This is a genomic window from Rosenbergiella sp. YN46 (assembly GCF_036620675.1).
GTDB lineage: Bacteria > Pseudomonadota > Gammaproteobacteria > Enterobacterales > Enterobacteriaceae > Jejubacter.
Window position 1 is genome coordinate 1 of the sequence record NZ_JAZHEE010000058.1, and the last position, 12,392, is coordinate 12,392.

At 58.5% G+C, this 12,392-nt stretch carries 9 protein-coding genes and 1 pseudogene; 8 read left to right on the forward strand and 2 right to left on the reverse strand.

Annotation, left to right across the window (positions count from 1 at the left end):
- Positions 1-1,459: 1,459 nt before the first annotated feature.
- On the reverse strand, positions 1,460-2,491 hold the full coding sequence (malI, locus tag V3W49_RS21790) for a Mal regulon transcriptional regulator MalI (protein WP_500148064.1): 1,032 nt from the start codon (positions 2,489-2,491) through the stop codon (positions 1,460-1,462).
- A 158-nt stretch (positions 2,492-2,649) separates the two neighbouring features.
- Here malI and malX point away from each other — a divergent pair, with 158 nt between their 5' ends.
- The 3 genes from malX (at position 2,650) to add (ending at position 7,109) form a co-directional block, all read left to right on the forward strand.
- Complete coding sequence (gene malX, locus V3W49_RS21795; RefSeq protein WP_500148065.1) at positions 2,650-4,245, forward strand: maltose/glucose-specific PTS transporter subunit IIBC; 1,596 nt, start codon at positions 2,650-2,652, stop codon at positions 4,243-4,245.
- A 43-nt stretch (positions 4,246-4,288) separates the two neighbouring features.
- Positions 4,289-5,461, forward strand: coding sequence for a MalY/PatB family protein (locus tag V3W49_RS21800; RefSeq protein ID WP_500148066.1), 1,173 nt, complete (start codon positions 4,289-4,291; stop codon positions 5,459-5,461).
- 646 nt (positions 5,462-6,107) lie between these two features.
- Positions 6,108-7,109, forward strand: coding sequence for an adenosine deaminase (gene add, locus V3W49_RS21805; protein ID WP_500148067.1), 1,002 nt, complete (start codon positions 6,108-6,110; stop codon positions 7,107-7,109).
- 163 nt (positions 7,110-7,272) lie between these two features.
- On the opposite strand, the gene V3W49_RS21810 is transcribed toward add, so the two are convergent.
- Entirely contained in the window at positions 7,273-8,313 is a 1,041-nt protein-coding gene (locus tag V3W49_RS21810; RefSeq protein ID WP_500148068.1) for an oxidoreductase, read from the reverse strand.
- 266 nt (positions 8,314-8,579) lie between these two features.
- On the opposite strand from V3W49_RS21810, the pseudogene ydgT reads away from it, so the two are divergent.
- The 5 genes and pseudogenes from ydgT to rsxC form a co-directional block, all read left to right on the forward strand.
- Positions 8,580-8,741 (forward strand): annotated as a pseudogene (gene ydgT, locus V3W49_RS21815) (transcription modulator YdgT); the annotation flags it as partial.
- Between the two features lie 90 nt (positions 8,742-8,831).
- Entirely contained in the window at positions 8,832-9,272 is a 441-nt protein-coding gene (locus tag V3W49_RS21820) for a DUF2569 domain-containing protein (protein WP_500148069.1), read from the forward strand.
- Between the two features lie 79 nt (positions 9,273-9,351).
- Positions 9,352-9,933, forward strand: coding sequence for an electron transport complex subunit RsxA (gene rsxA / locus V3W49_RS21825; protein ID WP_500148070.1), 582 nt, complete (start codon positions 9,352-9,354; stop codon positions 9,931-9,933).
- Positions 9,933-10,511 (forward strand): electron transport complex subunit RsxB, encoded by a 579-nt coding sequence (rsxB, locus tag V3W49_RS21830; RefSeq protein ID WP_500148071.1) that lies wholly within the window; start codon positions 9,933-9,935, stop codon positions 10,509-10,511. The genes rsxA and rsxB overlap by 1 nt, the downstream gene beginning before the upstream one ends.
- Positions 10,504-12,392: electron transport complex subunit RsxC (gene rsxC, locus V3W49_RS21835; RefSeq protein ID WP_500148072.1), on the forward strand; the 1,889-nt coding region annotated here is incomplete at its 3' end. The genes rsxB and rsxC, both read left to right, overlap by 8 nt.

The following is a 12,392-nucleotide window of genomic DNA, read 5'->3' on the forward strand; positions in this document are numbered from 1 at the left end:
CGGCAATGAACGGACAGCCTCCGCACCATCATCCTGACTGAACAACCGGTGGCCTTTCAGATGCAAGCCGGGGCGGCGGTTGTAGTACGTGGTCATGCCGGTTGCGCTATTTTTGCGACAATGCTGTGTTCTAAAAGAATATGCCGCGCCGGCGAAGGTTCCGTTCACCTTAAGGGTATTTCTCTTATGCCGGTTGCGGAACCGGTGAATCAACAGAAAAGCAGTAATGCAAAGTGAACGGAACAACCCACCGCATCATCATATTCTGCCGCTTTTATTCTGAAACCAGGCGCCGGAGCTGCCTGTCACCCTCACCCCGACCCTCTCCCAAAACGGGAGAGGGAGTTTCCCGGCAATGAACGGACAGCCTCCGCACCATCATCCTGACTGAACAACCGGTGGCCTTTCAGATGCAAGCCGGGGCGGCAGTTGTAGTATGTGGTCATGCCGGTTGCGCTATTTTTGCGACGGTGCCGTGTTCTGGGGGAATATGTCACGCCGGCGAAGGTTCCGTTCACCTTAAGGGTATTTTTATATGTCGGTTGCGGAACCGGTGAACGGGCCAGGGGCTCAAATGCCGCCCCTGACAACCCGGCTTTCCGGCGTGAAAATCGCCGCTGTCGCGGGCCCCTCCGCTTTTCCCGTCCGCCGGACGGATCGGGCGTGACGTCACCTCCCTGTGCCGCACGCCCTCAGCCCGACGTCCTGTCGGGCTGACCCTGGCGGCCGTGAACGCTGCGGCGATTTTCAGGCCGGAGAGTCACCGCCCTGAATCTTCTGCCCGGATTTATCAGTAAAGGTATTGCTGGTTGTATTTGAGCACTCCGTCTGAAGCGACAAGGGGGTTGCCACCCGGCTTAAAAAACGCCGTAGCGTTCACGCAGGGCCGGAGGAGCGACAGGATGTCGCGACAGGGTAAGGTCGCCAGGGATGGCGACTCTTGCCCGTTCCGAAAAGCCCGGCGTGATAAGCGGAGGGGCCCGCGTCAGCGGCGTTTTTTACCGCCGGGGAGCCCGGGTCGCCAGGGAGGCGGCGACTGAGCCCCCCTGGCCCGTTCACCGGCGGTGGATTAACAGAGAAGCTGTTGCCTGAAGTGAACGGAACACTCGCCGCATCATCATATTCCGCCGCTTTTATTCTGAAACCGGGCGCCGGAGCTGCCTGTCACCCTCACCCCGGCCCTCTCCCTGAAGGGTTTCCCGGCAATGAACGGAACAGCCCACCGCATCATCATATTCTGCCGCTTTTGTTCTGAAACCGGGCGCCGAAGCCGCCTGTCACCCTCACCCCAGCCCTCTCCCTGAAGGGTTTCCCGGCAATGAACGGAACAGCCCACCGCATCATCATATTCTGCCGCTTTTATTCTGAAACCGGGCGCCGAAGCCGCCTGTCACCCTCACCCCAGCCCGTACACCCTGAAGGCGAGGGAGTTTCCCGACAATGAACGGAACAGCCTTTTTTATTGCCGCGCTATCAGACGCGCAGAAACGCCAAAAGGGGCCAGCGCCTGCTGGCGCTCACCACTGCCCATCTGCAACACCCGTAACGCCGCGCTACGGCCGATTTCACAGGCGGGCGTCGTTAACCAGGTCACCGGCAATGCCTCCAGAGATGCTTCCGGTACATCGGCAAAGGCAGCCAGCTCAATACGGCTTTCATAATAGCTTTCCAGCCCGCCTTCTCCGCTACTTTTTCCTGACCGCTGCAGGCCAAACCAGGCGCCGATTGCCACGCGGCTGTCATGACAAACCACCGCCGTGATTCCGTTGTTTCGTCGCAGTAGCGCGACCAACGCATCCGCAGCGGGCTGCGGCCCGGATTCACACTCCATAACCTGATCGCTGTGAAACGGCAGGCCGTAACGCAGCAAGGTGGCGCAAAATCCCCCCAGAAGCTCGGCCCGGGTCAGCGAGTCGCTGCGCCCGCCAAGCCAGGCAATGCGCTGATGCCCCCTGGCTATCAAATGTTCGGTCAATATCCTTGATGCCTGCATGTTATCCGGGCTGACCATATCCGGCGTATCCGGATGGCTGGCGCGATCGGCGTAGACCAGCGGAATTCCCGCCCGGCTTGCCCGCTCGCGTAGCGTGCCGTTCAGACCTGGGTAGCCGGCAATCACAATGCCATCCGCCCCCTGCTCCAGCAGACTTTCAACCCCCTGCTCAAGGATGCGGCCATCGCGCCCGCCGGGCGCCAGCAGCACCATACGCCCCTGACGCTCCAGCTCCTCAATCAGCCCGGCAAGCAGGCCAGCATAGAATGGCGCGCCGGGATCGCGCACGATCAGGCCGATGGTGCCGCTCTGTCCGCCGCGCAGCGCCGCCGCCTGGCGATTGCGCACAAATCCCAGACGTTCGATAGCGGCATTAACCCGATCGCCGGTCGCCGCGGAAATGCGCCCCTTGCCGCTTAACACCAGCGACACCGTACTGACGGAGACACCGGCCGCCTCGGCAACATCGGTAATAGTGATTCGTTTAAGCAGTGTCATAATCGCTCTGCATTTGTGATCGTTAAAACGTTTTACCTAAAGTGAGAGTCAAATTCCTTGCGGGCGATCGCTTTATGAGATCGACACCGCAATAAAAATAGGTAAAACGTTTTATCCTGCGCGGCGAATATCACCTATTTGCGTGCAGGGAGTCGTGTATGGCGGCCAGTCAAACTCAAAAGATTACGCTCTGGGAGTTTTTCCAGAACCTGGGTAAAACCTTTATGTTGCCGGTGGCGCTGCTGTCGTTTTGCGGCATTATGCTGGGTATCGGCAGCTCCTTAAGCAGCCACGATGTCACTACGCTGATTCCGGCGCTCGATACGCCAGTACTGCAGCTAATGTTTACCTGGATGGCGAAGGTAGGCTCTTTTGCTTTTACCTTTTTGCCGGTGATGTTCTGCATCGCCATTCCATTGGGACTGGCCCGGGAAAATAAAGGCGTGGCCGCCTTTGCCGGCTTCGTCGGTTTTGTGGTGATGAACCTGGCGGTCAATTTCTGGCTGACCGCTAAAGGAATTCTGCCCTCCAGCGATCCGGCGCTGCTAAAAGCCAATAACATTCAGAGCACCCTGGGGATCCAGTCCATCGATACCGGTATTCTGGGCGCGGTTATCGCCGGCGTCATCGTCTGGCTTTTACACGAACGCTTTCATAATATCCGGCTGCCGGATGCCCTGGCCTTCTTTGGCGGCGCCCGTTTTGTACCAATCATCACCACCCTGGTCATGGGCCTGGTCGGGCTGGTGATTCCGCTGATCTGGCCGGTATTCGCCGCCGGTATCAACGGTCTGGGTTATATGATTAACAGCGCCGGAGATTTCGGCCCGATGATCTTCGGCACCGGCGAACGCCTGCTTCTGCCTTTCGGGTTACAGCACATTCTGGTAGCGCTGATCCGCTTTACCGACGCAGGCGGCACCATGGAGGTCTGTGGCCACAGCGTCAGCGGCGCCCTGACCATCTTCCAGGCCCAGTTGGGCTGCCCGGAAACCCACGGCTTTGCCGAAAGCGCGACCCGATTCCTCTCCCAGGGTAAGATGCCAGCCTTCCTCGGCGGGCTGCCCGGTGCCGCGCTGGCAATGTATCACTGCGCACGCCCGGAAAATCGCCATAAGATCAAAGGACTGTTGATTTCCGGCGTAATCGCCTGCACTGTCGGCGGCACCACCGAACCGCTGGAATTTTTGTTCCTGTTTGTGGCGCCTGCCCTCTACCTGATTCACGCCCTGCTCACCGGTCTGGGCTTTACCGTGATGGCGGTGCTGGGCGTCACTATTGGCAATACCGACGGCAATATTATCGACTTTGTGGTGTTCGGCATTCTGCACGGGCTATCGACCCGGTGGTATCTGGTACCCGTGGTAGCCGCAGTCTGGTTCATCGCCTACTATCTGATCTTCCGCTTCGCGATTCAGCGTTTTAATATCAGAACCCCGGGCCGCGATATCGAAAACCTCAGCACCGGCAGCACCAGTATTCCGACCACCGTCGTCGGTCAGTCGGGCTATGACAGCCCCGCAATCCTGGCGGCGCTGGGCGGCGCCGACAATATAACCTCTCTGGACAACTGCATCACTCGCCTGCGCCTGTCGGTAAAAGATATGAGTCTGGTGGATAGCGAGGCCCTGAAAGCGCTGCGCGCCATCGGTGTGGTTCAGCTCAACCAGCACAGTTTGCAGGTGGTGATCGGCACTCAGGTTCAGTCGGTTAAAGATGAGCTACAGACGCTGATGAACAGCGTCGAAGCCTGATATTTCCGCCCCTCCCGTCGGGGGCCATTGTTTCAGAGGTTATATGTTCGATTTCTCTCAGCCCGTCGACCGCCATGGAACCTGGTGTACCCAGTGGGACTATGTCGCCGATCGCTTCGGCAGTGCCGATCTGCTGCCGTTTACCATCTCCGATATGGATTTTCCCACCGCCCCCTGTATCCTGGATGCGATGCAGCAACGACTCAACCACGGCGTACTGGGCTACAGCCGCTGGCAGCAACCCGACTTCACCGGCGCCATTCAGCACTGGATGTCCAGCCGCTTCGCGAGTCAGGTGGTGGCGCAGCAACTGGTCTATGGGCCATCGGTTATTTATATGGTTTCTCAGCTTATCCGTCAGTGGAGCCGCGCAGACGATGAGGTGCTGATTCATACCCCGGCCTACGACGCGTTCTATAAAACCATCGAAGGTAATCAGCGCCGGGTGTTAAGCGCGCCCCTGCGTCTGCATCACGGCGAATGGCAGTGCGATATGACGGAGCTGGAACAGCTGCTGGCCCGCGACCGCTGTAGCCTTATGCTGCTGTGCAGCCCTCATAACCCCACCGGCAAGGTATGGCGGCGTCAGGAGCTGGAGCAGATGGCGCAGCTGTGCGAGCGCCATGGCGTACGCGTTATCAGCGATGAAATTCATATGGATATGACCTGGCATGGAGCGCGACACACGCCGTGGTGCGATGTGGCGCGTGGCGAGTGGGCGCTGCTGAGTTCCGCGTCCAAAAGCTTTAATATCCCGGCACTGACCGGCGCCTGGGGTATTATCGCCGACCAGAACGAACGCCAGCGCTATCTGACTGCATTGAAAGGCCGCGACGGCCTCTCCTCTCCCGCCGTCCTGGCGCTGGTTGCCCACATTGCCGCCTATCGCGAAGGCGCTCCCTGGCTGGATGCCCTGCGCCAGTACCTGGCAAACAATCTGACCTGGGTCGCCGAAACCTTAAATGGCGCCTTTGCGCCGTTAAACTGGCGCCCTCCCCAGGCAACTTACCTGGCCTGGCTGGATCTGCGGCCGCTGGGACTTGATGATGAGCAACTGCAGGAACGGCTGATCGGACAGCAGAAAGTCGCCATTATGCCCGGAACCACCTACGGCCCCGAAGGCGCCGGCTTTCTGCGCCTGAACGTCGGCTGCCCGCGGGTCAAACTGGAACAGGGCGTCGAGCGCCTGATCGCCGCGATAGAATCGCTGCTCTGAGGCTGGGCCGCCAGACAAATCATTACCTTTCTTTGAGGAAAGCCAGGAGAAGTAACCACACCAATACGCTCACTCTGGCATGATAATACCCGAGGTTCGACACAACCTCTGTTACATGCCAAACCCTTTTTATTGGCCGACCTGTACTGCAGGTCGGCATTTTTTTATGCCAATAAAAAACCAGCCCGAAGGCTGGCAAAAGAGGCGGCTATATACGGCGAGGGTCACTGGCTGGTCTGAGCGTGACCCGCGGGCGTTGTATCCCAACACATGGGCAGACCATTCCGCCCCGTCTGTAGACGGGAACGCCGACGAATCCATGTTAATTTAGTTGATATTCCAGTGCGATACGAAGCCAGGAGCACACCTGGTTCGCTGTCGGCAGCGCCTGAAACGGCGCGACTGCAGTGCCACCAGAAAGAAGATGCTCAGACTGGCGGCCTAAATGGCAATATAACAATCAAACTAAGAATTTTCCATGATTTTAGTATTAAATATATGTTAAATATCTTTATTAATTAGTATCTTGCTGGTTATTCAACCATTTCTTCCCTTCGGGCAGGGGATTTTACCGGGCAGCGGATGCCGAGCGTTCCCTTAACCTTTATACTGTAGCGCACCGTAAAGCAGACTAAAGAGTGCGACCATGATTGACTCCTCCCTTCCGTTAACCGACCTGCATCGCCATCTCGATGGCAATATCCGCGCCGAAACCATTCTTGACCTTGGCCGCGAGTTCAATCTGACGCTGCCAGCCGACTCCCTGGAAGCGTTGCGCCCTCACGTTCAGGTTACCGAAACCCAGCCGGATCTGGTGAGCTTCCTGGCGAAGCTGGACTGGGGCGTCAAAGTCCTGGGTTCGCTGGAAGCCTGCCGCCGGGTGGCCCGGGAAAACGTGGAAGACGCCGCACGCCAGGGGCTGCATTACGTGGAACTGCGCTTCTCGCCGCGCTATATGGCGATGACCCATCACCTGCCGGTGGCGGGCGTGGTGGAAGCGGTTATCGACGGTGTGCGTCAGGGATGCCACGACTACGGCGTTGAGGCCCGACTAATTGGAATTTTGAGCCGCACTTTCGGTGAAGCGGCCTGCGAAGAGGAGCTGGAAGGACTACTGAGCCATCGCGATCGCATCACCGCGCTGGATCTGGCGGGTGACGAGCGCGGCTTTCCCGGCCAGCTATTCGTGGATCACTTCCGCCGCGCGCGGGACGCCGGCTGGCGCATCACGGTACATGCCGGCGAAGCCGTGGGGCCGGAAAGCATCTGGCAGGCGATTCGCGAGCTGGGCGCCGAGCGCATCGGTCACGGCGTACGGGCGGTAGAAGATGCTGCATTGATGGATTATCTGGCCGATAACCGGATAGGCATTGAGTCCTGCCTGACTTCCAATATCCAGACCAGCACCGTACCTTCCCTGGCTCAGCACCCGCTGGTTCGCTTCCTGGAACACGGTATTCTGGCAACCATCAACACCGACGATCCGGCCGTTCAGGGGGTGGAGATCCGCCATGAATATCAGCAGGCGGCACCCCAGGCCGGCCTTAGCGCCGCCCATGCCCGCCAGGCCCAGCAAAACGGTCTGACCATCGCCTTTCTGAGCGACGCCGAAAAACAGGCCCTGCGCGATAAAGTCGCCGCAGCCTGACGAGTGCGAAGCCCGGCTAACTGCCGGGCAGCGACGTAAAAGCGATAGCCGACGGTACGGTGGCCGGCAGCGCACATAAATAGAGAAAAGCCTGGCCCAGGCGAGGGCAGGAAAAGCGAGGGCGACGAACGCCGCCCTCATTATTTGCGGCGTTGCCGCGGATTCAGATCAGGCTGAGGGTAGAACGATGTCTGGCGGAATCAATGCCAAGCTCGATAAGTTCCATGACCCGAATCGCCTGGCTGGCCGGAACCGGGTTTTCCCCCTGTCCGTTCAGCGCATCGCGAATGGCAGCATAGTAAGCAGGATAGTTGCCGGGCGTCGTCAGCAGCGACTGCTCGGCCATTCGCTCCCCCTGGGCCAGGGTCAGGGTTCCATCACGCATATCATAACCCCAGTCTTCCAGCGGCGGGCGTTCGCCCGCCTTCAGCCGATCTTCCTGGGGATCGAGCCCCCACTTCACGTAACTGCCACGGGTGCCGTGCACGATATAGCGCGCCGATTCCGCCGCAGCCAGCATGGATGCATGCAGCACTACGCGACGCTGGGGATAGTGCAGCACCGCGTGAAAATAGTCCGTGGTCTGGGCGCCGGGACGCAGCTGCGCCAGATCCACCGTCATGCTCACCGGCAGACCGAACAGCACCAGTGCCTGATCCAGAAGGTGCGGCCCCAGATCGTACCAGATACCGCTGCCCACGCCGGCCTGCTCACGCCAGCGATCGCGCACCTGGGGACGGAAGCGGTCGAAGTGCGATTCCATATACGCTACTTCCCCCAATGTTCCTTCTGCAATCAACTTCTTCAGCGTCAGGAAGTCACTGTCCCAGCGGCGGTTATGGAATACGGAAAGCAGTAGCCCGCGACTTTTGGCCAGAGATTCCAGCTCGCGAGCTTGTGACAGTGTCACAGTAAACGGCTTATCCACTACCACATGCTTGCCAGCCTCAAGCGCGGCCTTTGCCAGCGGATAGTGGGTATCGTTCGGGGTCGGGATTACAACTAAATCAATCTGCGGATCGTTAAACAGCGCCTGAGGCGTGGCGACCACAGGCACGGTCGGCCAGTCTGCCTGCACTTTGGCCTCATCGCTGCTGGAAATGGCCGCAAGCTGCATACCGGCAGTGCCGGCAATCAACGGTGCGTGGAAGGTTTTGCTGGCGTAACCATAACCTATTAATCCGACTCGGATAGTGTCACTCATTACAGATTATCTCCCGTTGGTGGAGCCTGCCATTTCACACCATTCACCGCAGCGCCTCAACAGATAAATCGCCCCCCGACAACGCCCCTGAGTCAAAAGCCTGAATTAACTCACATTTCAATAAATTAACACCGGAACAGAGTGAGTTTCCGTTTATGATTTCGCGCAAATTTATGCTGCCGCAAGGCCGATTCTCCCCCTACGGACACCTCTTCTGTAAGCGTACAGAGAAACCAGGAAATTTTAATAAAATCAATAATATATAAAGCCATGAAAAACTTTTTGACCATTTGAATTACACGCTAAAAGACAGTCGCGAGATCATAAATATGTATCGAGCTGCCGATGATCGTCGCGCGGAGCTGGTCTCCGGCGCTCGTCTGTTCAATCCCGGTCAGGTTCCCAAATCGGTCTGGCGCTTCGTATAGTAGGCCAGTTAGCATTTTCCGGGAATTGGCTTATAATCCCCGCGGCGTTGCAACCGGACGCCGCTGTTGTCTATGATTTCCGGAGGAAAAATGACCATCCATCAGGCGCCGCGCATCAAAGGCTGGCTCTATGTCCCCCTCGCCTGGCTGTTACTTACGTTGCTCAGTACCGGCGTTGCGCTGGTAATGTACGCTATGGTTCTGGTCTCTTCAGAAGGTCATCAGGCTATTCGACTGCACAGCAGTGGCCAGATTTCGCTCTGGTATCTGTCGCTGTTCAGCACCCTGGCGATGTGGTGCTACACGCTGTGGCTGACTATCGCTTTCTTTAAGCGACGCGGGCTGGTGCGCAAGCATTACATCATCTGGCTTCTGATTGGCGTGCTGCTGGCGCTGAAAAGCTTTGCATTTTCGCCCATCAGCGATGAACTGGCGCTGCGCCAGCTATTATTCCCGCTGCTCGCCGCCGCGCTGCTGGCCCCCAGCTTCCGGCGTTCCACCCGGGTAAAAAGCACGTTTATTAATCCGTAAAATAACCCCACAGAGTTGCGGTTGTCGCTATCGGTCATTTGACCGATAATAGGCGGCTTTTTTTAATTCAGGTCGAATCATGGCTGACTATCTGCTTTTATTCATCGCTACCGTGCTGGTCAATAACTTCGTTCTGGTGAAGTTCCTTGGCCTGTGTCCGTTTATGGGGGTATCGAAAAAGCTGGAGACGGCGATTGGCATGGGACTGGCGACCACATTCGTAATGACCCTGGCCACCGTCTGCTCGTGGCTGATCAACAGGTTTATATTGACCCCACTGGATCTGCTCTACCTGCGCACCATGTCATTTATTCTGGTGATCGCCGTAGTGGTGCAGTTTACCGAAATGGTGGTTCGCAAAACCAGCCCGGCCCTGTATCGCCTGCTCGGCATCTTTCTGCCACTGATTACCACCAACTGCGCGGTGTTGGGGGTGGCACTACTGAGCATCAACCTGAATCACACCTTTCTGCAATCCGCCCTGTATGGATTTTCAGCCGCCGTAGGCTTTTCACTGGTGATGGTGCTGTTCGCTTCAATTCGCGAACGCCTGGCGGTGGCCAATGTGCCGCTACCCTTTAAGGGCAACGCCATCGCACTAATCACGGCGGGGCTGATGTCTCTGGCCTTTATGGGCTTTAGCGGTCTGGTAAAATTCTGATGAATATGATCGCAATTGCCGTTCTGGTTCTGACCCTGCTGGCGCTGGTGTTCGGCCTGCTGTTGGGCTATGCCTCGCGCCGCTTTGCGGTGGAAGAGGATCCGATAGTCGATAAAATTGACGAGCTACTGCCCCAGAGCCAGTGCGGGCAGTGCGGATATCCGGGCTGTCGCCCCTATGCCGAAGCGGTCGGCAACAGCGGCGAGAAAATTAATCGCTGCGCCCCGGGCGGCGAAGCCGTAATGAATAAAATCGCCACGCTGCTGAATGTTGATCCACAGCCCATCGACGGCGACGGGGAAGCGGCCCAACCAGTACGCATGCTGGCGGTCATCGATGAGAGCAACTGCATCGGCTGCACCAAGTGCATTCAGGCCTGCCCGGTAGACGCCATCGTCGGCGCCACCCGCGCCATGCACACCGTGGTCAGCGACCTTTGCACCGGCTGTAATCTTTGCGTCGACCCCTGCCCCACGCAGTGCATTGAACTGCGCCCGGCACCCACTACGCCCGATAACTGGAAATGGGATTTGAACACCATTCCGGTGCGCGTTATTCCGACAGAACAACATGCTTAAGTTATTTTCCGCTTTCAGAAAAGAGAAAATCTGGGATTTTCACGGCGGTATTCATCCTCCGGAAATGAAAACCCAGTCCAGCGGCACCCCGCTACGTCAGGTGCCGCTACCTTCGCGTCTGATCATCCCCCTGAAGCAGCATATCGGCCAGCAGGGAGAACTCTGCGTATCCACTGGCGATCGCGTGCTGCGCGGCCAGGCGCTGACCCGGGGTAATGGCCGCATGCTGCCGGTTCATGCCCCGACGTCCGGCACTGTAACGGCTGTAGAGCCCCATATTTCCGCCCATCCTTCCGGATTGATGGAGCCGGCTATCGTTATCGAGGCCGATGGCGAAGATCGCTGGATGCCTCTGGAAGGCTGGAGCGAATACCGGAACCAGAGTCGCGAAGCGCTGATTGCCCGGATTCATCAGTATGGCGTGGCCGGACTGGGCGGAGCGGGTTTCCCCACCGGCGTAAAATTGCGGGGCGGCGGCGATGCGATCAAAACCTTGATTATCAATGCCGCCGAATGTGAGCCCTATATCACCGCCGACGATCGCCTGATGCAGGAGTGTGCGGCGCAAATCGTTGAAGGCATTCGAATTCTTATCCATATTCTGCAACCGCGCGAAACCCTGATTGGCATTGAAGATAACAAGCCGCAGGCGATTTCGATGCTGCGCGCGGTACTGGCGGATGCCCACGACATCCAGCTGCGGGTCATTCCCACCAAATACCCTTCCGGCGGCGCCAAACAGCTAACGCAAATTCTGACCGGCCATCAGGTGCCTCACGGCGGGCGTTCATCCGATATCGGCGTGCTGATGCAAAATGTGGGTACCGCCTATGCAGTGAAACGCGCCGTTATCGACGGCGAACCGCTGACTGAACGCGTGGTCACCCTGACCGGTGAAGCGGTAGAGCGTCCTGGCAATGTCTGGGCTCGACTGGGCACTCCGGTGCAGCATCTGCTGGACTTTGCCGGTTTTCGCGCCAGTCAGAAGACGATGGTTATCATGGGCGGCCCACTGATGGGATTTACCCTGCCCTCGCTGGAAGCGCCGGTGGTAAAGATAACCAACTGCCTGCTGGCGCCTTCCGCCAGCGAAATGGGCGAATCGAGACCCGAACAGAACTGCATCCGCTGCAGCGCCTGCGCGGATGCCTGCCCTGCCGATCTTCTGCCCCAACAGCTCTACTGGTTCAGTAAAGGGCAGCAGCACGACAAAGCAACGGCGCATCACCTTTCCGATTGCATCGAATGCGGCGCCTGCGCCTGGGTCTGTCCAAGCGATATTCCGCTGGTGCAATATTTTCGCCAGGAAAAGGCGGAAATCCGCGCTATCGCAGAAGATGCCCGCCGCGCCGCCGAGGCAAAAACGCGATTTGAAGCGCGCCTACAGCGTCTTGAGCGCGAAAAAGCCGCACGTAAGGATCGCCATAAGCAGGCCGCGGCACAGCCCTCCACCGGCGATAAAGACGCGATTCAGGCCGCACTGGCCCGGGTTAAAGCGAAAAAGGCCGATGCCGCCCAGCCGGTAGAAGTGCAGTCCGGAACCCGGCCGGATAACAGCAGCGTGATTGCCGCGCGGGAAGCCCGTAAGGCCGAGGCCAGAGCGCGCAAAGCCGCCCAGAATCAGGATCAGTCCCGGCAGAGCGACGACGCTACCGCCGGGCAGCCCGCCGCCGATCCGCGCAAAGCCGCGGTGGAAGCCGCCATCGCCCGGGCCAAAGCGCGTAAAGCCGCCCAGAACCAGGATCAGCCCCGGCAGAGCGACGACGCTACCACCGGGCAGCCCGCCGCCGATCCGCGCAAGGCGGCGGTGGAAGCCGCTATCGCCCGGGCCAAAGCGCGTAAAGCCGCACAGAATCAGGATCGGCCCCGGCAGAGCGACGA

What these genes read in the sequence shown, in the direction of transcription:
- rsxA (WP_500148070.1), top strand. Translation starts at nt 9,352, where the DNA reads ATGGCTGACTATCTGCTTTTATTCATCGCTACCGTGCTGGTCAATAAC.
- V3W49_RS21810 (WP_500148068.1), bottom strand. Translation starts at nt 8,313, where the DNA reads ATGAGTGACACTATCCGAGTCGGATTAATAGGTTATGGTTACGCCAGC.
- rsxB (WP_500148071.1), top strand. Translation starts at nt 9,933, where the DNA reads ATGAATATGATCGCAATTGCCGTTCTGGTTCTGACCCTGCTGGCGCTG.
- V3W49_RS21820 (WP_500148069.1), top strand. Translation starts at nt 8,832, where the DNA reads ATGACCATCCATCAGGCGCCGCGCATCAAAGGCTGGCTCTATGTCCCC.
- V3W49_RS21800 (WP_500148066.1), top strand. Translation starts at nt 4,289, where the DNA reads ATGTTCGATTTCTCTCAGCCCGTCGACCGCCATGGAACCTGGTGTACC.
- malI (WP_500148064.1), bottom strand. Translation starts at nt 2,491, where the DNA reads ATGACACTGCTTAAACGAATCACTATTACCGATGTTGCCGAGGCGGCC.
- add (WP_500148067.1), top strand. Translation starts at nt 6,108, where the DNA reads ATGATTGACTCCTCCCTTCCGTTAACCGACCTGCATCGCCATCTCGAT.
- malX (WP_500148065.1), top strand. Translation starts at nt 2,650, where the DNA reads ATGGCGGCCAGTCAAACTCAAAAGATTACGCTCTGGGAGTTTTTCCAG.